This is a genomic window from Alkalihalophilus sp. As8PL, from assembly GCF_040939795.1.
Classification (GTDB): Bacteria; Bacillota; Bacilli; order Bacillales; family Bacillaceae_D; genus Alkalihalophilus; species Alkalihalophilus lindianensis.
The window spans coordinates 104200-129909 of record NZ_CP162550.1 but is presented as its reverse complement, the minus strand read 5'-3'; the positions used below and the strand labels follow the sequence as shown (position 1 = coordinate 129909).

Below are 25710 nucleotides of genomic sequence, written 5' to 3'. Positions count from 1 at the left end.
CAAATACATAAGATAATTTATTAGAGGAGTTCCCGTAGAACCTTTTATTTTTTCAGGAAAAGTTGCCTTAGGGAAATTTTATGACCTCTATGCAAGTCATTAAACATCTAAAGGGAGTGGAAAGTGTTGGACGACACATTATTAATTCAGAATTTACATGTTTCCTATCACGGAAATGAAGCGTTAAGAAATATATCATTCTCCACAAAAAAAGGGCAAATTGTTGGAATCATCGGTCCAAATGGGGCGGGAAAGTCAACTTTATTAAAATCAATGTTGAATTTGATCCCAAAAGATAAGGGTGAAATAAACATAGAAGGTAAATCGATTAAGGAAATGCGGGAGAAAATTGCCTATGTCCCTCAACGTAGCACTATTGACTGGGACTTCCCTATTACAGTGATTGATACAGTCTTAATCGGGACATATCCAAAACTTGGCTTGTTTAAACGACCAAAGAAAAGAGAAAGAGAACGGGCCTATGAATGTTTAAAAAAAGTTGGGATGAAAGAGTATAGTCAGCGTCAAATTGGGGAATTGTCAGGTGGGCAACAGCAACGAGTATTCGTTGCTAGGGCGTTAGCTCAAAAGCCGGAATTGTTTTTTCTTGATGAACCGTTTGTCGGGATCGATGTAACAAGTGAGGAAACCATTATTAACATTTTGCGTGAACAGCGAGATGAAGGAAAAACCGTTTTCATTGTCCATCATGATTTAAGTAAAGCAGGGGCGTATTTTGATGAGTTGTTGTTGCTAAATAAGGAACTAGTCAAATATGGATCAGTACACGAGGTATGTCGACCAGAGATAATTTCGAAAGCCTACCATGGACAATTATCCTTTTTAGAGGAAATGGGGATGACACTATCATGAGTATAATTACTTTCTATGAGTCAATATTACAATATGAGTTTTTACAAAGAGCATTAATTACGTCAGTTCTAGTAGGGATTGTTTGTGGAGTCATCGGTTGTTTTATCATTTTAAGAGGGATGTCCTTAATGGGAGATGCAATTTCACATGCAGTCCTTCCAGGGGTTGCGATTTCTTATATGCTAGGAATCAATATTTTTTATGGTGCTGTAGTGACTGGTTTACTTACAGCGATTGCCATTGGCTATATTAGTCAAAATAGCCGGATTAAAGATGATACATCGATAGGAATCATGTTTACTGCTGCTTTTGCAGTGGGTATTATCGTCATTACCCTCATACAAAGTAGTACAGATTTATACCATATCTTATTTGGAAATGTTTTGGCTGTACCCACTTCTGAAATGTGGATGACCTTAATTGTTACAGTCATAGTGCTACTTTCTGTCTACCTCTTTTTTAAGGAGTTACTAGTTACGACCTTCGATCCTACGATGTCAGCAGCTTATGGCTTACCTAATAAAATTATACATTATCTGTTAATGGCCCTTTTAACAATGTCTACAGTTGCTTCATTACAAACAGTAGGGATTGTATTAGTTGTAGCAATGTTAATAACACCCGCAGCAACTGCTTACCTCTTGACGAATAACTTGGGACTTATGGTTTTTCTAGCAGCAGTTTTTGGCGTTGTTGCTTCAATAATTGGTCTGTATTTTAGCTTTACGTATAATTTAGCTTCTGGACCAACGATCGTCGTTGTAGCAAGCACATTGTTTGCCGTGGCATTTTTCTTATCACCGAAGCAAGGGGTGTTATGGCGTTCTATACGTGCTCGAAAAAAGAGAGCACTGGTAGTACAATCAGATAGCTAAAATAATCATCGTAAAAGGGAGAGGAAATATGAGAAAATTATTGTTTATTACTACTATTCTTACACTGTTTTTACTTGGGGCATGTGGAAGTAAACCAACTGGCCAAGAAGAGGGTGCGAGTGAAAAATTGAAGGTCGTCACGACTTATTCCATCATTTATGATATTACAAAGAATGTCGGAGGAGGTGCCGTAGAAATTTATAATTTAACACCAATTGGCGCAGACCCACACGAATACGATCCTCTTCCAGAGGATGTTAAGAAAACAACTGATGCAGATGTTGTCTTTTATAATGGGTTAAACTTAGAAGAAGGAAACGGATGGTTCAAGAAGTTAATTGAAGTTGCCGGAAAAGGTGATGAGGAAGCACCCGTTTACCTAGTGAGTAAAGGAGTGGAGCCAATTCTTTTAGAATCTCAAGGGTTAGAAGAAGAAAATGATCCACATGCTTGGCTCGATTTACGTAATGGAATTAAATATACTAAAAATATACGTGATGCATTAATTAAAGAAGACCCCGAGAATGAGAATATCTATGTAGAAAATGCTGATCAATATATACTAGAGCTAACCGAGCTGCATGAAAAAGCGATTGAGAGAATTGCAACTATCGATGAAAATAAGCGATTTTTAATTACAAGTGAAGGGGCTTTTAAGTATTTTGGTGAGGCCTATGGCATAGAGACCGGATATATTTGGGAGATTAATTCTGAAAATCAAGGTTCTCCTCAACAAATGCGTGATGTAATAGATCTAGTCCGAGATAAAGGGATTACATCTCTTTTTGTTGAAACAAGTGTAGATCGTCGTACCATGGAAACTTTATCACAAGAAACGGGTGTACCAATTGTAGGCACTGTTTATACAGATTCCCTTGGAAAAGAAGGAACAGATGGGGATACTTATTTAAAAATGATGGAGTCAAACATTAATGTGATTATAGAAGGTTTAAATAAGTGATGATGTTTTAGTGAAAACACATTATCCATTAACAAAGGAAATGTGCGGGCTGTTGAGAAATTTTCTCAACAGCTTGTTTTTTTGTTTCCTATTCCGATTATTCAGTGTACTTAGTAGAATATAGGTGAATAATCGTGAGGAGATTGATCCACATTTAAGGCCTATTCTTTAAAAAACAATTAGAATTAGAATGGGAAGTCATTGATTTATCCGACTACAAAGCGTGAAGGATCTCGCCAATATATTCAAACGCTGAACTTGTAAAAGTTGTCCTCTGCTTTCCCAATGCACAACATCTAAAAATTATAAAAAAGTGATTACACGAATTGTTTGGGAGGTAGCAAGGAAGAAATTAGAGAAAACCGTCTATCACTGCATTGCACTATTTATTTATATTATACGCCTTATAATCAGTGATAAAGTTACGTAATTTGTCAACCATATGTAAACTAAAGTAGTTTAAAATAAAACGATAGCTAAACTAAATTTCAATAAGTTTTTTAGAGTTAAGGAGTGACATGGTTTGGGTAAATCTTTTAATATAGGAATGAAAAGTATCGTATTAATAACCGTAGGTATTATTGCTTTAGTAGTGGCTTTCATTTTTATAACAGAAAATCAAATTCAAGTAGAGAATGGGGATATAACATTTGATATTTCTCCACCTATAGACAACCAACCGACGATGGGTGAAGCCAGCGCGCCTGTCACTATTGTTGAATTTGGTGATTACAAATGTCCGGCCTGCAAATCTTGGAATGAAACTGTATTTCCAAAAATTGAAGAAGAATATATTTCTTCTGGTAAGGTGAAATTCTCATATATTAATACATTATTTCATGGCGAAGAGTCTGCTTTAGCAGCTATGGCTAGTGAATCTGTCTGGAATCAGGATAAAGATGCTTTTTGGGATTTTCATAAGGAAATTTTTATTCATCAGCCTGAAGCGCAAAGGCATGATGATGTGTGGGTAACTCCAGAAAAGTTAATAGATATCGCAGTTTCTGTTGGGAATGAGATTGATTTGGAGACATTAGCTGAGGATATGATAAAGCAGACGTATAAGGAAGATGTATTAAAAGATCAAGAACTCGTTGAGCAATATCAAGTCTCATTAACGCCTAGTATTGTTATTAATGGTACGATGGTTGAAGATCCGTTTGATTATGAGCATATAGTGAGCCTTATCGAAAAGGAATTGGAGTCTAACTAATGGATAAGGAAATTAGTATACAAAACCTCTTGTTATATATAGCCTGGCTGATCGCAGTGATGGCAACGTTAGGTAGTTTGTATTTCAGTGAAATTCGCTTGTTTGTTCCCTGTGAGCTTTGCTGGTATCAGAGGATTGTCATGTACCCATTGAGTATTTTGCTGGGAATAGCGGCTTACTATAATGATTTGAAAATAAAACGATATGTGCTCCCAATCGCTATTATGGGTGGAGTCATTTCACTCTATCATTATCTTATTCAAAAAATACCATCATTTGGTTCGATAAAGCCGTGTGCTGAGGGAGTTCCTTGTAATGTTCAGTATATAAATTGGCTGGGATTTATAACCATTCCTTTTCTAGCGCTAACTGCATTTACCATTATTTCAGTTCTTTTATTACTTATAAAAACGAATAAGAAGTAGAAAAGCTTATTTAATGCAAGGTTTTATCAAGCTGATAGACGTAGAGTTTTTTGATCGTCCCATAAGTTACTCAAAAATAAAGAACACACCCATTAGAACTGGGTGTGTTCTTTCAGTTTAGTAAATAGTTACTCTAAATTAATTGTATTTAGACTTAGAAACTAAATGGAACAAATTTTGCTAAATAAGCAGCAAGAAGTCGGAATTGTCCAGTTTAAAAGTAAAATGCCTAATAAAATCATGATTAATCCGCTAATTTTTTGTATAGCCGGTAGTATGTGGTTGAACTTTTTAATATTAAGTAAGGATTTTGACCATAACAAAGCAACCAAAATGGTTACCTCCATTTATGAACACTTCTAATGTTATGAGTATAATTAATGGCTCGAATGATCACTTTTTTTATTGTTATGCTCTTTATTTCCTATTTCTAAATTAACCGTATCTGGGTTAGATATAATTGCATCGACATCAACGTCTCCAACTATAACCATTTCTTTTTCCATACGATGCATATTACAAGCCGTTATATGATAGTAAATGTAGTAAACTCCATCTTCCTCAAAAGTCCAGTCAAGTTGGTAAACACCAGGTTCTGCTTTCTGTGCTTCTATTAAGTGATGATATTCCTTATTACCATGTTCCCAAATTTCAAATTCAACTTGATTCGCAGTTTCAACAGGTAACCCTTCATGGGTGATGGTAGTACTAAAGTTCACTTCTTCATTTGGTTTAGGTTCACTTAGATCGTAACCAGAATCTATTTCGATTGGCACAAGTGTATTGGAGCAATCACTAGTTTTTTCCTCAGTAGAGCATGCAGATAAAACCACGAGAGATGCAATGGAAAGAAATAAAAAATTTTTAAACATGGTTATATCAACTCCTTTTCTTGTTATTTTAGTTTATGGACGGAATCCTTTGGGACGATGCTGCTTAAATAGTCAATAATGTCCTCTTCTGTCATGCCTCCAGTGATCCGCTGTGTTACAATCCCATTTTCATCAATCAAGAAGGTTGTTGGTAAAGGTCTAATTCCATAAAGATCAATGACACGTCTTTCAGAGTCCATAGGGATGGGGAAACTAAGGTTATGACGTTCGACAAAGCGTCTTACAACTAACTCTGGCTCACCAACGTCAACAGCTATTATTTCTACACCTAATTCTTTAAACCGTTCATACTGATTCTCCATGTAAGGCATTTCTTTTTCACAAGGAGGACAATAAGTGCCCCAAAAGTTTAAAAAAACTCCTTTGCCAAGGTAATTACTTAATTGAATTGTTTGACCGTTTAAGTCCGTTAGGACAAAATCAGGTGCTTCTTCCCCCACTTTAACCATACCAGTTTGATCACTAAAAAAGTTTTGATAAAACGTGTAGCCTAAGGCTGTAACTATTATTAATAAGATGGTAGATCTAATAAGAAGGCGGCGTTTTTGTTTCATTTTATAGCACTCCTCTTTATGTACTGTTTAAGTTAAACGCACCGTATTGAGCTACGATGCGTTTTTAACTTTTTAAGCTTCCGGCATTGGAGTCGGAGTAGGGGGGATCCCCATCTCACTGTAGGCTTCATCAATCATGTCACGAATCTCTATTAAAGAAGTTCCTTTTTCATATTCTTGTTTAGCCGCACGGGCTATATCGACACAAACTCCTCAGCCAAAGCCCATGGTATCGAGATTAACAATTCCATTTTCAACCTTTTCAACAAAGCAATGGGTATTACTTATATGACCATCTTCTTCATAACAACCACAGTAACAAGGCATATAATCCAAGACCTCTGGGTGGCTTACGGCGAATTGATACGCTTCTAAGATATCAGGATTGTCAGTAACCGACGTAACAACTGCCCAATCATCACTTCCAACCGTATATTCTAAAATTGGTTGTGCAAGTTTTTTATGTTCGTGTACAGGTTCAGTATTTTGTACACAACCAGTAATGAAGAGGACAGAGGCTAAAGTCACTACACCAAACGTTTTCATTTTCTACCTCCATCGTTAAAAGCTTGTCATGAAGCTTAAATAAATTGATAACACACTAAGGAAGCTCATAAAAAAGGCAAAGATTGCTGGCGCCTTCTTACGAAATGAATAAATTAATAATGCTAAAAATATAGCAGCAAGTAGCATAAATACAAAACTGAACGTGGTCAAGGAAAATTGAACTTGGCTTACGCCGGCAATGGTTCCTCCATAAAAAAACTGAAATAGAGCTGAGACTCCATTTGTTTTAATGGTTGACTCAATCTCATGTGGAGGAGAACTTTGACCGAGAAAGGCTGTCGCTGAAAAAATAAAAAGTAACAATAAACTTTCTCCTCTAACCCATGGCTTTGGATTAAATTGAGGATTTTGATTTAATCTACATTTCATCCACATTCCGTTAAAAAAGGCAAAAACAAGAAGCGGAATAATGAATAAGTGTTTTATTAGCAGAGCTTGTCCATAATCTAATAGCCAGGAATTTGTATAATCTGTCAAATCTACGACGAGGCTCATCATATAAAAACCACTTATCATTGTGAGGATAAAACAGACAATTGCAAGTGGTGAATACCACTTTAAAAGAGCATTCCAATTTTTTGTGTCTTTTGAAAACCAACTAACGATAAAGAGGACTCCAATCCAGACACTTACTGCTGTAAAGTGTGTTGTATGAAAAGCAAAGCCACTCCATTCTGTTAATGATGCAGCGTGGCTCGCCCAGCCTACTGCTAGAATTAAGATAAATAAGAATACGAGGGCTAGGACAGCGTAAGATTTTTTTTGCTGAACGGGAAAGACAGAAATTAGCAAGTAATAAAAAATAGATAATATTAAAATCAGTGTCCATGCTCTACCTACTTCAAAATTGTTGATCACATTCGTTAACGTTAGTGACAATCCCACACCTTGATAAAGATACTCAACGATTTGAACGACAGGCATGGCGGAGAATAAAACAATTCCAAGAATAGATAGTTGCAACCAGCGCTTATGAATGCTAATGGTAGGTTTTTTTTCATTAGGAACGATAGCAATAATAAAGGTTCCTGCTAAGATGGCAAAAGATAAATATAACAACAGTTCACTAATCAAATAGATAATCATTGAATCTTTCCTTTTCTAATCACGTAAAAGAACGATACAATTGCAAGGATAGCTAAAATAACAGCAATTGTAGACATTATAGCTGGAGGATTTGCTCGTTCCATTTCCACTACGACTGGATCTTCCTCTATAGATTGCTCGTCTTTATTAATGATTTGATTTGATTCTTCATTACTGGTTTTTTCTTGTTCGCTTTCAACAGTGAATGAAATCTCTCCTTCGATTGGATGTCCGTCTGCCCCGATTATGTTCCATAGAATTTGATAATCTCCACCTTGTAGTTCCTGTGGAAACATTCCATATAACATATTATCTTCAACACTTATCCCTGTCACAGCTACTCCGTTACCAGATGGATTTATTACTTGAAACTGACTTCCCTGTTCGACCTTTGTATTAAATTCCAATACGATTTCTTCAGGTGATACGGTTAGCACTTCTCCTTCAGAGGGGGAGGAGCTAACTAAGCCTGTATGAGCAAAAGTTGAATTTGGAAATAGTAAAAAACAGATAATAAACAAGAGCAATGCTTTTTTCATTTAATCCCTCCATTCTGTAAACCCATTGTATTGTAGCAAGTAATCAAAAATAATTAAACACTCATTTGAATATAATATTGACAATTCTAAAAACGAAGCATAGACTATAATCAAATGATAATTTGAATGAAGGTGATGGTATGGGTCAAAAAGTAAAACAGGACCAGGATACATGTGAGATTTTTTGTTATGACGAAGAAAAGGTAAAGCGGATCTCATCTATTGTAGAAGCTGAGAACCTCGCTCCAGTTGCGAGTATTTTTAAGGCTTTATCAGATGAAACTAGATTGAAAATTGCTTATTCCTTATTACAAGAAGGCGAATTATGTGTCTGTGATGTCGCGAATATTATTGGTGCAACAATGGCGACGGTCTCTCATCATTTGCGCCACCTCCGTAATTTAGGAATTGCGAAAAGTCGAAAAGAAGGGAAACTGGTCTTTTACTCTTTAGACGATGAGCACGTTAAATTGCTTGTTCAAACAGCTGTTGTTCATGGGAAGGAGGTGGAAGTACGTGACTGAAGAAACGAAGGGAATAGAACCTGAAAAGTCGGTTTACCGTGTAAAGGGGTTTACTTGAGCAGGCTGTGCCACCACGTTCGAAAAGAACGTGAAACACCTGGATGGTGTTGTTGATGCTAAAGTAAACTTTGGGGCTTCGAAGGTGACCGTTTTTGGTGAAGCAACGATAAAAGATCTAGAAAAAGCTGGAGCCTTTGAAAGTTTAAAAGTGATTCCTGAAAATGACCAAGAAGGATTTGAAGAGAAAAAAGGACCGTTTGTTTTAAAATATTTAAACGTGATTACAGCTACTCTATTTGTGATTTTGGGGTACGTTTCACAATCCGTTTATGGGGAAGGTCATGTTTTCTCTGTTCTCTTATTTATGGCTTCAATTGTTATTGGAGGATTTTCGCTCTTTAAAGTGGGTTTCAAGAATTTATTGCGTTTGCAATTTGATATGAAAACATTGATGACGGTTGCGGTAATCGGTGCTGCAATTATTGGCGAGTGGACAGAGGGAGCGATTGTCGTTATTCTGTTTGCGATTAGTGAAGCTCTTGAACGTTTTTCTATGGATAAGGCGAGACAATCCATCCGGTCGTTAATGGACATTGCTCCCAAAGAAGCGCTAATTAGAAGAGACGGACAGGAAATGATGATTAAGGTTGACGAGATAGAAGTTGCCGATATCATGATTGTGAAACCTGGGCAAAAAATTGCGATGGATGGCGTTGTTCGAAAAGGCCACTCTGCGGTGAACCAGGCAGCAATAACTGGAGAGTCAGTCCCAGTTGAAAAAGCCGTAAATGATGATGTTTTTGCAGGAACGTTGAATGAAGAAGGGTTACTTGAAGTAGAGGTAACAAAGCACGTAAATGATACGACGATTGCTAAGATTATTCACCTTGTTGAGGAAGCGCAAGGGGAGCGTGCTCCGTCTCAAGCGTTTGTAGATAAATTTGCTAAATATTATACTCCAGCTATTATGGTGGTGGCAGCGCTTGTCGCTATTGTTCCGCCTTTATTGTTTCAAGCAAGTTGGGAGTTATGGGTGTACCAAGGCTTAGCGGTACTGGTTGTTGGTTGCCCTTGTGCACTCGTCATCTCCACACCCGTAGCGATTGTTACAGCCATTGGAAATGCTGCGAGAAATGGGATTTTAGTTAAAGGTGGAGTTTATCTAGAAGAGGCCGGTGCTTTAAAAGCAATAGCCTTTGATAAAACAGGTACTTTAACAAAAGGTAAACCAGTTGTCACAGATTTTATTCGTTATCAGGATCAGACAGGTGAAGAAGAATTATTATCTATCATTGCTGCTTTAGAGTATCGTTCTCAACATCCTCTTGCTTCTGCAATTATGACAAAGGCAGAACAAGAGAAGGTACCTTATATGGATATTGCCGTAGAGGAGTTTTCATCGATTACGGGTAAAGGAATTAAAGGGACCGTTAATCAAACCGAATTCTATATTGGAAGTCCTTCCTTATTTGATGAATTACTAAATGACGAACTACCATCTAAAGTAGAAGAGGACGTTCGAACACTCCAAGAACAAGGGAAAACCGCAATGATCGTTGGAACAAGTAGTGAAGTTCTTGCAATTATTGCCGTAGCGGATGAAGTAAGAGAAACGAGTCAGGAAGTTATCAAAAAACTGCATGACTTAGGGATTAAAAAAACGATCATGCTTACAGGTGATAATCAACGAACAGCTAAAGCGATAGGTGAACATGTAGGTGTAACCGATGTTCAGGCAGAATTGATGCCGGAAGATAAACTAGAATATATAAAACAATTACGCTCCGAGTATGGGAATGTCGCCATGGTAGGAGATGGAGTGAATGATGCTCCAGCACTAGCAGCTTCAACCGTCGGAATTGCAATGGGAGGCGCTGGCACAGATACCGCATTAGAAACCGCCGATGTTGCACTTATGGGTGATGACCTAACAAAGCTTCCTTATACAGTTAAGTTAAGTCGGAAAGCTTTGAATATTATTAAGCAAAACATTACCTTTTCATTAGGGATTAAATTAGTAGCGTTACTTCTAGTGATTCCAGGTTGGCTTACTCTTTGGATCGCCATTTTGGCGGATATGGGGGCAACCTTATTAGTTACATTAAATGGGTTAAGGCTGTTACGAGTAAAAGATAAATAATACAATTAAGAGAGATAAGGAAGATTCCTTATCTCTCTTTTAGAGAGGAGACCATTGAAATGGTTTATGATGTTCTTGTCATTGGTGGAGGGCAAGCAGGTTTAGCTGTTGGGTATTATCTAAAAAAAGAACAATTACAATTTTTGATTATAGATGAACAAGAAAGAACAGGTGATTCTTGGCGTAACCGCTTTGACTCATTATTCCTATTTACACCAAGACGGTATAGTGCTTTACCAGGACTTGCATTAAATGGTGATCCAAATGGATATCCTACAAAAGATGAAATAGCTGATTATTTACAGGACTATGCAGACCAATTTCGATTACCTATTTCTCACAATGTTAAGATCGAGAGACTAATGAAAAAGGAATCTATTTTTATAGTAACGATGTCAAATGGGAAAACTTATCAAGCAAAACAAGTGATTATCGCTACTGGAGCTTTTCATACACCGTTTACACCTAGTATAAGTCACTTCGTACATCCTCATATAGTCCAGCTACATGCAGTAGATTATAAAAACCCAAAACAAATAACAACAGGTGAAGTTCTTATTGTTGGAGCTGGAAACACAGGAGTCCAAATAGCAGCTGAGCTTTCAAATAAATGCCAAGTCACCCTTTCGTCTAGTAAGAAAATGAGGCTTCTCCCTCAACAGCTGTTTGGTAAAAGTATATTTTGGTGGTTTGAGTTAATCGGGATTTATAAGGTTAAGTCTGATACTTTGATTGGTGAACTTCTAAAAAAAAATGATCCTATAATAGGTGGGAATTTTAAACAATTAAGAAAAAAGGTAATCATCGCGAAAAGGTTAATTGATTTTAAGGGAAATACAGCAAGCTTTATTAATGGAAAACAAGCTAATTTCGATACAATTATATGGGCTACTGGTTATCAAAACGATTATTCGTGGGTGAAGGTTGATGAAGTAATTAGCAATCAAAGTAAACCTATACACCAAAGGGGGCTCACATCAGTTAAAGGATTATATTTTATAGGATTAAGCTGGCAAACTAAGCGTGGTTCAGCCCTTTTACAAGGAGTAGGGGAAGATGCTCAGTACATAGTGAAAAAGTTAAAAGAGGTAATGATGTTGAAAGAGGAATAATACTGAATCTAAAAACAAGTAGGGTGAGTTTATGAAAATTTTAAATAGAAAATTAATTGCTGTTATTATTGTTACCTTAATTATTTTTGGGTTAGTGCATTGGTTTATTAAATAATTGAACATTTTTTAATGAAGGGAAAAGGGCAAAGTTAAGCTAATTTCTCTATAGGGTTTTGATCAAAGAAAAGGAAATAACCCTCCAAAGGAGGGTTATTTAATGTATTGGAGGAAATCTTTTAATTGTCCATTCTTGTATAATTCAATGTGAAGGTGAACACCAGTTGAATTACCCGTTTCACCCATTACGCCAATTTGTGTTCCTTTTGAGACCGTTTGACCTGTTTGAACGGAAAGGGGCTTCATATGAGAATAGGTTGTTTTATACCCATTGTTATGTGTAATCTTGACCTTATTTCCATAGCCTCCTGACCAACCTGCAAAAGTAACCGTCCCATTGTCAGCAGCTAAAATATCGAGTCTACTTGGTCTTGCAATATCTTTCCCTTTATGCATTCTTCCCCATCGTTGTCCCATTTTACTAGAAACGTAGCCCCCAACTGTCGGCTAGGTAAATTGACCCGTGCCGCGTGAAGGAATAACCTTTGTCCCTTTAATAATAATTTCTGGTATGGGTTCTTCTACAATCGTTTCATCGATTATTTCTTCTTTAACAACAGATCGATTCTTTTTTGTGAGTTGATAAAGAAGACCTTTCTTTCCGTTCTTTCCTTGTTGTTTTATCTTGCTGTCACCTTTATACATCGTATCGTCTTCAACGATATTTGTTTCGAATTCAATCTCTTCAGCTTTATTGAGTTGTTCTTTTACTATGATGTCTGTCAATGGTTGATAGTCTGTTACCATAAGTGGTTGTCCAATTTGAAGGACGTGATCATTTTTATATTCCGGGTTTAGTTTGAGCAACTCATCAATAGTCAATTGATATTTTGGGGCAATTGTACTTAGTGCATCACCTTGTTGAATAAGATACTCTTTTTCCTGTAAACTTCCTTTAATGATATAGTTTACGGCTTCATCAACTGAAAGAATATCGTCTGGACTAACTTGACCAGAAGTAATAGTTGGTTGTGTTGAATAAGAAACATCTAGAACCTGTTTTTTGTTGTCACTATTTTGCTCGCTGTTAGTCAGTGCATTAAGATCTTCGCTTGACACAAACCGCAATTTCAATTGGTTTAGCGTTTCTTCTGCATCTTCTTTTTCTTTTAAATATAAAAATTGATCCTCAAGTTCAAGCTTACTAGCTACCGCTTCAATCGTTACATTTTCATTAATCCAATTTAAAATTTGCTCATCAGAAGTATCTGAAAAAAATGTGTGTTCTGGGATATATGTAATATTTTTTGAAGTGGTCAACTCTGAATCTTTGTAGGTCTTGTCTAAGCTATCCATTTTAGCTAGAATCAGATCATTTATGAGTTCTTTATTACTTATTGTTCCGATGCGTTTGTCATCTATGAGTACATGATAAATAACTGATATGTCATCATGATTATCAGCGGCTAAAACAGATAAAGGAATGACAGTAGTAAATAAAATAATGATTAGTGTTCTAAGAAAAAATAGATCTAATGATTTAAACATAAAAATAACTTCTATATTCTTGTAAATAGTTGTAAATTTCAAATCTTTGTTAGTGATAGGTTAAGTGACTAATAGATCACAGCATAAAAACGCTAATAAACGACAAGATGTAACATGATTGAAAGAGTATGTTACTTTATGTAATTAAAGAAAAGGTACCAAAATCGATTGATAAAACGCATTCAAGAAGATTTAATAAGTTACAGAAGCTTGACCCAGCTTTAGAATCTATTTTAATAGTTGACTGTTCTATATAATGTCACTTTCTAGTGAGAGAGTTGAAGATTGTATATAGTATACTAACTTAAACGCTCAACTAGGAAGGTGGAATTATGAGGATATCGAATAAAACATTGTTTATAGTAATCGTTTCTATTTTGGCTCTTTATGGCTTTGGTTATTGGATAATTGGTTCTTATATTACAACATAAGTAATGCCACCTCCTTTTTGCAGGTGGCATTAGACATTAATTATAGTCTTAATGGTCTTAATATACATATACATTGTGAATTTTATTTTATAAAAGTAGTTGGAATAATAAACTTACTCCTATTCCTATAGTTGTATATGTTATAGACTGTTTGATTGGTAAGTCGTCCATTCTATTAATAATAAATTCTTTTATGCTTGTACTAGCAATTAACCCAATGGATATTCCCATTAGTATAGTATTCAATCTGATTGAAAAAAGATTAAATTGACCTAACATCATAAAACCAATAAAGATTATAGAACAAACGAAAAAATATAAATAAAGCTTAAATATCTTTTTACCTTTTGCAACCATAACTAAAGTTAACGCAAATCCCTCAGGAATGTGATGGAGAATGGTTGCTGTTATAAAAGCTGATGTAAGGATTGAATCGTGTATAACTGTTCCGATTGTGATACTAATCGGTATTGTGTGAATGAACATGGCAAGAGCTAATAAATGAACAGAATTATTTTGTTTTGGACTTGAATTTTCAAGAAGTTGATGAATGATCAAAAAAATAATATAACCCAATATGAGTCCAAGCATTAACCCGACGTGTTCGTACTCTTTGAATGAAGAGGGAAGTATATCAATAAATAACAAACTGACAAGGAATCCGCCACATATTAGGAATATTCCGGAATTTTGTATTTTTAATAACCTAGAAAACATTAATGCCAAAGCAGTTCCTAAACTCACACTTAAAAATAGAAATCCCCCAATTATGATCGCTGTTATACCCACTCTGTTTCCTCCCTATTATATTAGAAGTAAACCTTATTTGGTTATATGGCTAACTATAAAAAGATATGCAAGAATTCTAAGGTGATAAATTGGTCAAGTAATGAATAATGTAAAGTGTCAGCAAAAGAGTGTACTAGGATGGATTTAAATAATTTTTTGGCTAGGGGTGAAGAGAGCTATTGATTACAGCTGCTCTTTTGGTACTATTAGGCTACGTTTCACAATCCATTTACGGCGAAGGTCATGTTCTCTCGGTTCTGTTATTTGTAGCTTCACCTACACAAAAGCAATCCATAGCCTACATTTTAGTTTGCAATAAACAATCTAGCTCGGTAGACCCACATAAGTTTATTCCTTAACAATACGGAAATAAAAAAAGACGTTTGTGTAAAGATAACTACACAAACGTCTTTTCCTTTAAATATTTTGGTCTTCAAACCGCCTCATATCATCAGTTTCAATTTGTATCGTACTGTGATCGATATCAAGCGTTTCTCGTACATATTGATTAGCTTGGATAAGAGCGTCTTGTTGATTAATATATTGAGGATTAATAATAAGGTGCACGGTTAAACTATCAATTCCAGATGTAATGGTCCAAACGTGCAAATCATGGACATTTTCAACACCTTTCATTTGTAGTAAATCTTGTTTGATTTGTTCGATATCAATATGATCTGGAGTGCCTTCTAATAATACATGAACAGTGTCTTTAAGTAGTCGGAATGCTGAGAAAGCAATCATGAGTGAAATAAGAATACTTAGAATAGGGTCTGCGATGTTCCAGTCAGTAAAGTAAATGATAAAAGCAGCTACAATGGCTGCCACTGAACCTAATGTGTCACTCAATACATGTAAATAAGCTCCTCGCATATTTAAATTGTTCTTAACATCTCCTCGAGTTAAAGCGAACATAGCACCAATATTTGCGATGAGGCCGATGGTGGCGATAATCATCATGGCACCGCCCATAACATCTTGAGGTGAAATGATACGATCAATCGCTTCTTTAACAACAAAGAAAGCAATAGCTAACAAGGCTAAGCTGTTTAGCAGAGAAGACAGTACTTCGTAACGATGATTACCAAAAGTTCGTCTTTTCGTGGCTGCTTTTGCTGCAAGGATGATAGCAATCAAGCTAATAAATAAATTAGAGAAATCATTAAACATATGGACTGCATCGGCTAATAGTGCCAAACTTCCTGTCCAAAGTCCTCCTAAAAATTGAATGAACATCCAACTTCCTATAATGATCATTGCTATAATAAGGTTTTTTTTGTTGGCCTGACCAGTAGAAGAATGGTGATGTCCCATAGTTCCAACCTCCTTAAAAACATTATATGAACATATATTCATATAATGTTTTTATCATAAATACTTTACTTTTGAACACTCTACTTCAAAAATTCATTTTTTCTTTTAATAATGAGAAGAGTGTTGAATCGTTTTTTCAAGTATATTAATAACGTGTTCATCTTCTGGAGAATAATACATAGAAGTACCGACTCTGCTAGATTTTACCAACCTTAAGTTTTTAAGAAATCTTAATTAATGTGATACGGTGGATTGGCCTAGGGAATTGTTGTATGTAATAAACAATTTTATCTCTCCACGTTTTTTACACATTTATACTATATGTTAGTTTGAGATGATAATAAAGGAGATATAGTGATGAGAGCTAGAAAAAATATATTAATTATTGATGATGAATGGACAATGCGCAACTTGTTGAAAATTTATTTAACTGATAATGAATATAACATATTTGAAGCATCCAATGGGGAAGAAGCATTAGAGCATATCAAATTACTATCAGATCGATGTGACCTTATTATATTAGATTTAATGATGCCGATCATGGATGGTTTTGAGTTCTGTCAAAAAGTAAGAAAGATATCGACTACCCCTATTCTCATGTTATCTGCAAGAAAAGATTTACACGATAGGGTGATGGGGTTAAACCTAGGAGCTGATGATTATATAGTTAAGCCATTTGAACCTGAAGAATTAGTAGCAAGAGTACAAGCACTCTTGAGAAGAGTATCTTATCAGAATAAGAATGAGGACAGTGGAGATTTGATATTAAAAAATGGATTAAAAGTTTTATTTGAAAATCGACAAGTTTATTATAAAAATAATCAGATCACCTTTACGGCAAAAGAATTTGATCTGTTATATAAGCTTGCTTCAGCTCCAGGCAGAGTCTATTCTAGGGAAGATTTACTTCAATTGATTTGGGATGACGAATATATAGGTGCTACACGAGCAGTAGATTCCCACATCAAAAATATTCGATCTAAGCTAGAATCAGCAGGTATTTCAGAAGAGATCATTACCACAGTTTGGGGAATAGGGTATAAATTTAATTGAAGAAGTGATATCTATGAATCGAATTAACATAAAACTAAGTGTTACAATGATTATATTACTCGTCTCAATCTTATTTCCTTTAGGTTTTGTTATTAACCAAATTTTTTATCAATTTAATTTACAGCAAGCTCAAGATGAGTCTCTTAACTTAGCCACACAATATGCATCTTTAATTAATGACAACAGCATTGAAAGTCGAATGGAAGTTGTAGAAGTTTCAGCAAGGTTAGCCAACCAAAAGTTAATTGTTATGATGGAGGATAAAGAGATTTTGGCTAATGCAAATATTGCATTAGATAATGAAATCATTCTTTATTTGTCAGAGTTACTTGAAAATGAACACCACTCATACTTAACAAATTCTTTCCAAACACTAGATGGGTTAACGTATTTAGCGACAGCATCACCCATTGTATTTAATAATGTAAGAGGACATGTTATTATGTTTTCATCGTTAGAGAGTATTTTACATTATATGGAAACTGTACAATGGTTATTAATGATTGCCATTATTGGATCAATACTTGTAGGCGTTGGGTTCGCTATTTTCTTTTCGACAAAACTTTCACAACCACTAGTGAGCATGGAAAAAGCAACTCGACAAATGGCTAAAGGTGACCTTGCTATCCGAGTTCGAGAGGAATCAAACGATGAAATAGGCTCCTTAGGTATTGCTATTAATGACCTAGCAGCTGAATTAGAAAGGGTTAATAGCCAAAGAAAAGAATTTATAGCCAATATTACACATGATCTACAAACACCTATTACTTATTTAAAAGGATATACAAAAGCTCTAGAACAAAAACTTTGGAAATCTGAGATAGAACAACAACAATATCTTGAAATTATTGAAAAAGAAGCTAATCGTTTGTCTTCATTGGTCAACGATTTATTTGATTTAACGAAAATAGATGAGGGGAAGCTTACACTTCATAAGGAACAAATAAATGTAGATGAATTTCTCCATTTTGTCGTAAAGAAGCCATCTTTGCATGCATTAGAACGCAATACTTCTATACAAATTAATAACCATATAAAGCAAAGCATATATGTATACGCTGATCCATTACGTTTAGAGCAGGTCTTTATTAATTTATTAGAAAATGCTGTGAGGTATACAAAAGACGGCGTAATTACCTTATGCGTCCATGCTGATGAAGAAGTTGTCCTTATTGAAATTAATGACACAGGTGTAGGTATGCATAAAGATGAGTTACCTTTTATTTTTGATCGTTTTTATAGGGTAGAGAAATCTCGAAATCGGAAATATGGGGGGGCTGGTTTAGGGTTACCCATTGTTAAACAATTAATTGATTTACATGATGGTGAAATAATTGTTACTAGTGAGTTTGGTAAGGGAACAACTGTCTCTATTACATTACCGCGGCACAACAAAGAACAGGAGACTTTTAATGATGAATAAAAAAGAGTTGACCATTGTTATCGTATTTATAGTAGCAGGATTAGGTTGTTTAACTTTTCCTGCTGTTTGGCTCTTTCCTGACTTTCATAGGCAAGTCAGTTTTATGTTTTTTACTATCTGTTTATATGCACTTGTACCACTTATTATTGGTTTTAGTTTCTTTTACTATTTTCGTGTCCATCGTAAAAGAAGTAGTAATACATTAAAATAACATGATTAAAATGTACCTGAGAAATTACTTCACAGGTACATTTTTTGTGTATGAATTTTTAATCCTCCATATTTTTTACACATTCTTTGCTTACCATAAAAATGAATAGGTCATAAAGTTGGAGGTATGAATGAAAAGAAAAAAAAGATTAGTTATTCGGACTATTGCCCTTTTAATTATTGCCATAGCGGTTGGATATATGCTTTATACGAGCATGAATTCAAACAAAGCGTCAGCCGTTAGAGTTGGTGACCAAGCACCTAATTTTGTTCTGTCAGATTTGGATGGAAATGAAGTTGAATTAGCCGACTATCGAGGTATGGGAGTTTTTCTCAACTTTTGGGGAACATATTGTCCACCATGTGAACGCGAAATGCCTTATATGCAAGACCAATATGAGGTTTATAAAAGTCAGGGTGTTGAAATATTAGCAGTGAATGTTAGAGAAGGAGAATTACCGGTGAAAAGGTTTGTAGAGCGGTATGGTTTAACTTTTCCTATCCCTATGGACCCGAATGCTGATGTAGTCAGAAAATACGGCGTTATTCCATTACCGACAACCTTTCTCATTAATGCAGAGGGAACGGTGACCCAAGTTATTACGGGGCTAATGTCAGAGAGTGATATTCAAGAATACATGGAAAGCATCAGACCTTAGGAGTGAATGATTATGAAACTTTTATCCTGTTCATGTGGCCATACAAATCCAAAAGGAACTGAACTTTGCGGAGGGTGTGGTAAGCCTATTTCAGAACAGGCAAACAATGAAAAAACATTAAATATGCGATATGAAGGGGCAGCAAGACGCTCTCAAGCCTACCATAAATCCGTGGTGGATCGAATATGGAATTTCTTTTCATCCGTAAAAGTAGGGGTTTGGATCATAGTGATTTTATTGATTGCTTCTTCAATAGGAACAATTTTTCCTCAACATATGTATATTCCTACAAACATTAATATTGGACAGTATTACGAAAATGAATTTGGATTTTTGGGAAAGCTTTATTATGATTTAGGGTTTCATAATCTTTACAAGTCATGGTGGTATTTATTACTACTAGCTGCCTTAACTGTCTCATTAATTATTGCGAGTGTAGATCGCTTTTTTCCATTGTATCGTTCCTTGAAGAATCAACGAGTGAAGAAACATGTTACTTTTATGAAAAAACAACGGCTTGTAAGTGAGACGAACAACTTAAAATTTAATTTTGTTAAAAACAACATAATTAAACAATTAGAAGAAAAGAAGTATAAGGTGACTACGGATGGAGACTCATTACTTGCAGAAAAGGGGCGTTTTTCAAGGTGGGGACCGTACGTGAACCATATTGGCTTAATTACTTTCTTATTAGGTGGAATGCTTCGATTTTCACCAGAGTTGTTTGTAGACGAGTTTATGTGGATTAGAGATGGGGAAACGAGCTCAATCCCAGGAACAAATGGTGAGTACTATTTAGAAAGCGATCAATTTTTACTAGAGTTATATGATGAGGATGATGAAACATTTCAAAATGCAATCCAACGAGCTGGAGGAACTGTCGTTAAAACATACCAAACTTCTGTAACGTTGTACCGGAATCAAAATTATGATCAATTAAGGGGGGATCCAGATCTTCAAGAAATAAAGACTTACGATATTCGTGTGAATGAACCATTGAAGTTTGATCGCTTTGCCCTATATCAACTGAATTATAAATTAAATGAATTTAAAGCCATGGACTTTAAATTGATTAATGAAGAAACGGAAGAAGAAATAGGACAGATACGTGTTGATCTATTTAATCCTGAAATGAACTACGAAATCAATGATTACACGATTACATTGAAAGACTACTTTCCTGACTTCTATTTAAATAGTGAGGGAGTTCCAAGTACGAAATCAAGTATACCTGATAATCCAGCTTTCATTTTTGAGGTGAATAGCCCAGAAAAAGAAGAGTCTGAAGTAAGTTTTTTATCAATAGGTTCCAATTTTGACCCTAATGAGTCGAATACCTATATAATCAGATTGGCTGGGGTTGATATGAATCATGTTTCAGGCTTAACCGTAAGAAAAGACTTTACCTTGCCATTTTTAGTGGTAGGAGGAGTCATTTTTATGATTGGACTCGTGCAAGGAAGCTATTGGACTCATAGACGTATTTGGATAAGACAAGAAGCAGAAGGTGTCATTATAGCGGCACATACGAATAAAAATTGGTTTGGATTTGCTCGAGAGATTAATGGAATGGCAGAAAAAGTGAATCTCAGTCAAGTTACTGATCAAACGAATATAAATGAGGAGAAAGAGAGGGAGAAATATGGCGGAAGTGAGTAGTAATTTTTTAATGGTTGCTTTTTTTACCTATATCGTTGCATTAGTATTTTTTTCATTAACACTTTCCTTTGAAAAAAAGAAAGAGGTGACAAAGAGTAAAAGATGGGGACGAATTGGCTTTACTATTGCAAGTGTAGGCTTCTTGTCTCAACTGGGCTATTTTATTACTCGCTGGATGGCAGGAGGACATGCTCCAGTTAGTAATATGTTTGAATACATCACGTTTTTAGGCATGACGATTATTTTAGCGTTTCTTATCTTATATTTAATATACAGAAAATCTGTACTTGGTATATTTACGTTACCAGTAGGCATTATTATTATTGCCTATGCATCGGTATTTCCGAGTGATATCTCACCGTTAATACCTGCTTTACAGTCTAATTGGCTACACATACATGTCATCACGACAGCAGTAGGACAAGGGATTCTTGGAATAGGGTTCATTGCCGGTTTAATTTATTTAATTCGAGTTATTGATCAATCTAAAAAGTCGAAACAAACATTTTGGCTTGAGACTATCATCTATACAATGATCTGTGCTGTCGGAATTGCCCTTACTGTATGGGGGGCTTCAGCCATGAATTACTCAGTAACATTTGATTGGGTGAATGAATTAGGAGTAGAAACCCAAATAAGCTATGAATTACCAGCAATTGTAGGGCCTCATGAAGGAGAATTAGTTCACCTCGATGAAGATAAGTTTGGTCCATTATTGGAAACACCCAGTTGGATGAAAGGTGTCGATGCTCCAAGGAAATTGAACACATTTTTATGGTCTATTTTATCCGGGAGCTTATTGTACGTCGTATTAAGATTGACACTAAGAAATCGACTATCTGCGGCACTTCAGCCATTAGTAAAGAGTGTAAATCCACACTTATTTGATGAAGTAAGTTATCGCTCTATTTTAATTGGCTTCCCTATTTTTACACTCGGTGCTCTCATTTTTGCGATGATTTGGGCTCAAATCGCCTGGACCAGATTTTGGGGTTGGGACCCTAAGGAAGTATGGGCTTTAATTACTTTTCTTTTTTATGCGGCCTATTTACATTTACGCTTATCAAAGGGCTGGCACGGGGAAAAATCCGCATGGTTATTAGTGATTGGCTTTGCTTTGATTATGTTTAACTTACTTGTGGTAAATCTAGTCGTGGCCGGGCTTCACTCTTATGCTTAGGAAGGAATTCATATGGATGAAATAAATATCTTTTTGGCTTTTGGTGCAGGGGTTTTATCCTTTATCTCCCCGTGTAATTTACCTTTATACCCTGTTTTTATCTCGTATATTACAGGTGTATCAATTGAAGATCTAAAGGGAAAGGGTAGAAATATTTCACCGATCGCTATGTTACACACTTTTATTTTTATATTGGGCTTCTCAACGATATTTATTGTTTTGGGTATGTCAACCTCATTGATTGGTGAATTTTTTATTATGTATAATCAATTAATAAGGCAAATTGGAGCTATTGTAATCGTCATTTTTGGATTGTTTACACTTGGCCTATTCAAACCGTCATTTTTGATGAAAAACCATCAGCTGCAATTATCGAAAAAGCCAACTGGCTTTATCGGTACTTATTTTATAGGGATTGCATTTGCGGCTGGATGGACACCATGTATCGGTCCAATATTAACCGCGGTTATTACTTTAAGCCTTACAAATCCAGGATCCGGTATGACTTACATGAGTGCCTATAGTATTGGGTTCGCACTCCCATTTTTCTTTATGACCTTCTTTATTGGAAAAATGAACTGGATAAAAAAATATATGAATCTGTTTATGAAAATTGGTGGAGTACTTATGATTTTATTTGGAATTATGCTTTATTTTGATTGGATGACAAAATTAACTTTTTATTTAATCAATAACTTATTTGGTGGATTTATGGGATTCTAGACAAGGAGGTAAGAAGGGGGTACGGAAATGATGTCGCAAATAATGATTATACTTATTATTGCTTTACTTCTAATTACATTTCTACTTTTTGTGATGAAGCTAATTTTTCAGCAAGAACAAAAGTCGAAATCTCCCTATGATATATTATAAGAACGCTTTATTAATGGGGGGATTACTGAAGTGGAATTTATAAAAAGAAAAAAGTCCTAAAGTAATCAGTGATATATTTAATATGGTCATAGATAAAATGAAAGAAATCGAGGTTAAAGGTGCTTTATTCAGCACCTTTTTTCAATTGAATACCTTAATATATATTTCGATAAACAGGGCAAGAAACTCAATCCGAGCTATAATGAAAACTGCTCGAAAAGAAGCCCTCATTCGAAGCAACAGTCAAGAGCTAACTGTTCATGTAGATGACATTATGGTGGCGATATTATGTATGTTAAACCCGAATAAAAGATAGCAATGGACGGGATCGTTGTTAATGGTCATTCTCTGTGCTCAGTTAGGGTACCTAAGCGTTTATTTATAGGTTTGCTAAATATTATACCCCAATTATTATAATTGTAGCAGTTCTCGTAGTTACTATCCCACCCCTCTTTTTTGATGCAAGCTTGTATACTGATTACAGCCACAAGAATGTACCAGTTGTTCCATGTCTTTTACCAACAGTTTCCACGGAATTTACCACTTGCTGACAACGTGTTTACCAATAGAAGAACATCAACGGTTTTGAAGTGAAAAACCTACTCCTCATTTACAGCGGGATTAGGCTTTCGGTTTACTCTATCGATACAATTGTGGATTATTATATTTAGTGAATAGTATCGTTGTACTACGCAGTATATAGCTTACGTTTTGTAAGTTGTTCTTCTAAAAATAATGTAACGGTTAGCATTAAACAATCACTTTTTTAGATTTGCCTTAATTAATAAAGAAATCTGTTGCTCATCCGTGTTTGAAAATTGTTCTTGTTGATTAACTAGCTCTTGTTGCTGTAATGGATGATTTTGACTCAACTTAGCTTTTCCTTCTATCTTGTTAATTTTAATTTTAAAACCTTGTATCCCTTTTTTCATTCCAGAGAGAAATTCAGCATCTACATCTTGTAATCTATATGAACTATCAGGTGCTTCATATTTCAATACCATTTCATGTAAGGGTTCCTTTAATTGAATTTCATCCTTTAACAACTCGACTTCTCCATAAAAATGAACAGTCACTTAATTCCATGTCGATACTGCTTAATTCCATGTCGATACTGCTTGATTCGTTTCATAGGGTACCGTTAGGAAAATGCGGATTTACAACGATAAGCCTATTTTCCTGACGAATTCTCTATTTTTAACAACGTTAAGAAAATTTCAATGATCTTAAAGAATCTGAACAAACCATTTTATGGTAATTAAAATGGTATTCTCCAAGCAAATTAATATGTTCCTAACCTAGAGGTGATATATGAGGCAATAATTCTTCATTAAAACTACCAGCCTGTTTTTGATATTCAACTGCTTTTGTTAAATGTAAGGTATTCCATATATTGATGCCATTAATGATTATGTTAAAGGCGCTGGCCCTTTGCAATTGATGCTGTATGGTTCGTTCCCTAAGCCCACCTTGTTTTCCAAAGAAAATGGCTCTTGCTAATCCATTCATGGCCTCTCCTTTATTCAAACCCCTTTGTATTTTTCTTCTCCAGTCTCAGGCAGCATTAGAGGAACTAGGAGTTTGTTTGAAAGTCATATCACAAATTGCGTAAGAAAAATATTCCTAAGAGGAAAACCTCAAATCAATAAATGAAAAGGTTGACTGTTACAAAAGGTGAGCCCGAACTGACCGATTTGACAATCGGAAGCGGATTTTATGAAGAAGATGTCTTTTATTTTGTGGGTACAGCTGAACGCAATTCAGAACATGCCCTGGCCCAGGCTATTGTCAAAGGGTAAAAGCGAAGGATATTACATTGGGAAGCCCTTCTGACTTTGAAGCGATACCGGGCTTCGGAATTAAAGCAATTGTCGATCAAAAGACCATTTATGTGGGGACTCGTAACCTTATCAAAGCAAACAACATTGCACTTGAAGACAGCGTTGCTGAACAAATGGAGTCATTGGAAAGCCAAGGGAAAACGGCCATGCTGATCGCCATTGATCACCGCCTTGCCGGTGTAATTGCCGTGGCAGATACCGTGAAGGAAACGTCAAAAGAGGCCGTAAAACGTATGATTGATCTTGGTCTGGAAATAATTATGCTGACCGGTGATAATGAGTGAACAGCAAAAGCCATTGCAAAACAGGTTGGGATTAACCATGTCATAGCTGAAGTCATACCCGAACAAAAAAGTGAAGAAATTGAAAAATTGCAGAAACAAGGTAAGAAAGTTGCCGTGGTTGGGGATGGGATAAATGATGCACCCGCACTGGCGGTGGCCGATATTGGCATGGCCATTGGTCCAGGTACCGATGTTGCCATAGAAGCTGCCGATATCACCCTCATGCGTGGGGATTTAAACAGTGTGGCTGATGCGATCATCATGAGCAAAAAAACAATGAGAAACATTAAGCAGAATTTGTTCTTTGCCTTTATCTACAACACTTCTGCCATCCCCGTAGCCGCCATCGGGTTGCTTGCTCCCTGGGTTGCAGGAGCCGCCATGGCCTTTAGTTCTGTGTCCGTTGTATTAAATGCACTACGACTACAGAAAATAAAGCTAGGGAAAAAGGAGGCGGCCTATTGAGCAATAAAAAAGTATGGTTGTTTTCAGGCCTTGTCTCCTTGTTATTGGAGGATACAGTCTGGTGACCGGAGCGAATCCTTTGGAAAGCGGTAATATGCACAACGACCACGAGAACCATAACGACAATTCACATGAACACAACGATGAGGAGGAAAATTC

At 35.7% G+C, this 25710-nt stretch carries 25 protein-coding genes and 5 pseudogenes; 18 read left to right on the top strand and 12 right to left on the bottom strand.

What is annotated here, in order from left to right; genetic code table 11:
- Positions 1-126 precede the first annotated feature (126 nt).
- The 6 genes and pseudogenes from AB3N04_RS00655 to AB3N04_RS00630 all read left to right on the top strand — a co-directional run bounded on the left by AB3N04_RS00655 (position 127) and on the right by AB3N04_RS00630 (position 4347).
- Positions 127-873, top strand: coding sequence for a metal ABC transporter ATP-binding protein (locus tag AB3N04_RS00655; RefSeq protein ID WP_368502868.1), 747 nt, complete (start codon positions 127-129; stop codon positions 871-873).
- Positions 870-1748, top strand: a complete 879-nt coding sequence (locus AB3N04_RS00650; RefSeq protein WP_368502867.1) for a metal ABC transporter permease — start codon at positions 870-872, stop codon at positions 1746-1748. Before AB3N04_RS00655 ends, AB3N04_RS00650 begins: the two co-directional genes overlap by 4 nt.
- A gap of 28 nt (positions 1749-1776) precedes the next feature.
- Positions 1777-2709: a metal ABC transporter substrate-binding protein gene (locus AB3N04_RS00645; RefSeq protein WP_368502866.1), complete on the top strand. Its 933-nt coding sequence runs from the start codon at positions 1777-1779 to the stop codon at positions 2707-2709.
- Positions 2710-2910: 201 nt separating this feature from the next.
- A pseudogene (locus AB3N04_RS00640) lies at positions 2911-3081 on the top strand (transposase); the annotation flags it as partial.
- 175 nt (positions 3082-3256) lie between these two features.
- Positions 3257-3922: a DsbA family protein gene (locus AB3N04_RS00635; RefSeq protein ID WP_368502874.1), complete on the top strand. Its 666-nt coding sequence runs from the start codon at positions 3257-3259 to the stop codon at positions 3920-3922.
- On the top strand, positions 3922-4347 hold the full coding sequence (locus AB3N04_RS00630; protein WP_368502865.1) for a disulfide oxidoreductase: 426 nt from the start codon (positions 3922-3924) through the stop codon (positions 4345-4347). Before AB3N04_RS00635 ends, AB3N04_RS00630 begins: the two co-directional genes overlap by 1 nt.
- 377 nt (positions 4348-4724) lie before the next feature.
- Here AB3N04_RS00630 and AB3N04_RS00625 read toward each other — a convergent pair whose 3' ends face one another.
- The 5 genes from AB3N04_RS00625 to AB3N04_RS00605 form a co-directional block, all read right to left on the bottom strand.
- On the bottom strand, positions 4725-5219 hold the full coding sequence (locus tag AB3N04_RS00625) for a FixH family protein (protein WP_368502864.1): 495 nt from the start codon (positions 5217-5219) through the stop codon (positions 4725-4727).
- Positions 5220-5242: 23 nt separating this feature from the next.
- The gene (gene resA, locus AB3N04_RS00620; protein WP_368502863.1) at positions 5243-5794 is read right to left on the bottom strand and encodes a thiol-disulfide oxidoreductase ResA; all 552 of its coding nucleotides are present in this window, start codon (positions 5792-5794) and stop codon (positions 5243-5245) included.
- A gap of 72 nt (positions 5795-5866) precedes the next feature.
- Positions 5867-6340, bottom strand: coding sequence for a PCYCGC motif-containing (lipo)protein (locus tag AB3N04_RS00615; RefSeq protein WP_368502862.1), 474 nt, complete (start codon positions 6338-6340; stop codon positions 5867-5869).
- Between the two features lie 15 nt (positions 6341-6355).
- Positions 6356-7447: a copper resistance D family protein gene (locus tag AB3N04_RS00610; RefSeq protein WP_368502861.1), complete on the bottom strand. Its 1092-nt coding sequence runs from the start codon at positions 7445-7447 to the stop codon at positions 6356-6358.
- Positions 7444-7986 carry a copper resistance protein CopC gene (locus AB3N04_RS00605; RefSeq protein ID WP_368502860.1) on the bottom strand — a complete coding sequence of 181 codons (543 nt, stop codon included), beginning with the start codon at positions 7984-7986 and terminating at the stop codon, positions 7444-7446. The genes AB3N04_RS00610 and AB3N04_RS00605 overlap by 4 nt, the downstream gene beginning before the upstream one ends.
- 140 nt (positions 7987-8126) lie before the next feature.
- Between AB3N04_RS00605 and AB3N04_RS00600 the strand changes: the two genes are divergently transcribed.
- The 3 genes from AB3N04_RS00600 to AB3N04_RS00590 are packed head-to-tail and all read left to right on the top strand — an operon-like array spanning position 8127 to position 11762.
- Positions 8127-8510, top strand: a complete 384-nt coding sequence (locus AB3N04_RS00600; protein ID WP_034747236.1) for a metalloregulator ArsR/SmtB family transcription factor — start codon at positions 8127-8129, stop codon at positions 8508-8510.
- Positions 8482-10650: a heavy metal translocating P-type ATPase gene (locus tag AB3N04_RS00595; protein ID WP_368502859.1), complete on the top strand. Its 2169-nt coding sequence runs from the start codon at positions 8482-8484 to the stop codon at positions 10648-10650. The genes AB3N04_RS00600 and AB3N04_RS00595 overlap by 29 nt, the downstream gene beginning before the upstream one ends.
- 59 nt (positions 10651-10709) lie before the next feature.
- Positions 10710-11762: a flavin-containing monooxygenase gene (locus AB3N04_RS00590; RefSeq protein WP_368502858.1), complete on the top strand. Its 1053-nt coding sequence runs from the start codon at positions 10710-10712 to the stop codon at positions 11760-11762.
- A 210-nt stretch (positions 11763-11972) separates the two neighbouring features.
- Here the strand turns inward: AB3N04_RS00590 and AB3N04_RS00585 are convergent, their stop codons facing one another.
- From AB3N04_RS00585 to AB3N04_RS00565, 5 genes and pseudogenes are all read right to left on the bottom strand, one after another.
- The gene (locus AB3N04_RS00585) at positions 11973-12275 is read right to left on the bottom strand and encodes a M23 family metallopeptidase (protein WP_368502857.1); all 303 of its coding nucleotides are present in this window, start codon (positions 12273-12275) and stop codon (positions 11973-11975) included.
- Positions 12276-12326: 51 nt separating this feature from the next.
- The gene (locus tag AB3N04_RS00580; RefSeq protein ID WP_368502856.1) at positions 12327-13367 is read right to left on the bottom strand and encodes a G5 domain-containing protein; all 1041 of its coding nucleotides are present in this window, start codon (positions 13365-13367) and stop codon (positions 12327-12329) included.
- A 518-nt stretch (positions 13368-13885) separates the two neighbouring features.
- The gene (locus AB3N04_RS00575; RefSeq protein WP_368502855.1) at positions 13886-14587 is read right to left on the bottom strand and encodes a zinc transporter family protein; all 702 of its coding nucleotides are present in this window, start codon (positions 14585-14587) and stop codon (positions 13886-13888) included.
- 417 nt (positions 14588-15004) lie between these two features.
- Complete coding sequence (locus AB3N04_RS00570; protein WP_368502854.1) at positions 15005-15901, bottom strand: cation diffusion facilitator family transporter; 897 nt, start codon at positions 15899-15901, stop codon at positions 15005-15007.
- Positions 15902-16006: 105 nt separating this feature from the next.
- A pseudogene (locus tag AB3N04_RS00565) lies at positions 16007-16165 on the bottom strand (transcriptional regulator); the annotation flags it as partial.
- A gap of 93 nt (positions 16166-16258) precedes the next feature.
- On the opposite strand from AB3N04_RS00565, the gene AB3N04_RS00560 reads away from it, so the two are divergent.
- The 8 genes from AB3N04_RS00560 (at position 16259) to AB3N04_RS00525 (ending at position 22961) form a co-directional block, all read left to right on the top strand.
- Positions 16259-16957, top strand: a complete 699-nt coding sequence (locus AB3N04_RS00560) for a response regulator transcription factor (protein WP_326241229.1) — start codon at positions 16259-16261, stop codon at positions 16955-16957.
- 13 nt (positions 16958-16970) lie between these two features.
- A complete protein-coding gene (locus tag AB3N04_RS00555; protein WP_368502853.1) occupies positions 16971-18380 on the top strand; it encodes a sensor histidine kinase in 1410 nt (469 codons plus the stop codon).
- Positions 18370-18591, top strand: coding sequence for a hypothetical protein (locus AB3N04_RS00550; RefSeq protein WP_368502852.1), 222 nt, complete (start codon positions 18370-18372; stop codon positions 18589-18591). Before AB3N04_RS00555 ends, AB3N04_RS00550 begins: the two co-directional genes overlap by 11 nt.
- 130 nt (positions 18592-18721) lie before the next feature.
- Complete coding sequence (resA, locus tag AB3N04_RS00545) at positions 18722-19249, top strand: thiol-disulfide oxidoreductase ResA (RefSeq protein WP_326241232.1); 528 nt, start codon at positions 18722-18724, stop codon at positions 19247-19249.
- 12 nt (positions 19250-19261) lie between these two features.
- Positions 19262-20908, top strand: a complete 1647-nt coding sequence (locus AB3N04_RS00540; RefSeq protein WP_368502851.1) for a cytochrome c biogenesis protein ResB — start codon at positions 19262-19264, stop codon at positions 20906-20908.
- Positions 20892-22088 (top strand): c-type cytochrome biogenesis protein CcsB, encoded by a 1197-nt coding sequence (gene ccsB / locus AB3N04_RS00535; RefSeq protein WP_368502850.1) that lies wholly within the window; start codon positions 20892-20894, stop codon positions 22086-22088. Before AB3N04_RS00540 ends, ccsB begins: the two co-directional genes overlap by 17 nt.
- A gap of 12 nt (positions 22089-22100) precedes the next feature.
- The gene (locus AB3N04_RS00530) at positions 22101-22811 is read left to right on the top strand and encodes a cytochrome c biogenesis protein CcdA (RefSeq protein ID WP_326241235.1); all 711 of its coding nucleotides are present in this window, start codon (positions 22101-22103) and stop codon (positions 22809-22811) included.
- A gap of 27 nt (positions 22812-22838) precedes the next feature.
- A complete protein-coding gene (locus AB3N04_RS00525) occupies positions 22839-22961 on the top strand; it encodes a hypothetical protein (protein ID WP_368502849.1) in 123 nt (40 codons plus the stop codon).
- Between the two features lie 758 nt (positions 22962-23719).
- Here AB3N04_RS00525 and AB3N04_RS00520 read toward each other — a convergent pair.
- A pseudogene (locus AB3N04_RS00520) lies at positions 23720-24058 on the bottom strand (FMN-binding negative transcriptional regulator); the annotation flags it as partial.
- Between the two features lie 109 nt (positions 24059-24167).
- Positions 24168-24509, bottom strand: a pseudogene (locus tag AB3N04_RS00515) (Tn3 family transposase); the annotation flags it as partial.
- 113 nt (positions 24510-24622) lie between these two features.
- Here AB3N04_RS00515 and AB3N04_RS00510 point away from each other — a divergent pair.
- Positions 24623-25551 (top strand): annotated as a pseudogene (locus AB3N04_RS00510) (HAD-IC family P-type ATPase); the annotation flags it as partial.
- Positions 25552-25710: the final 159 nt, after the last annotated feature.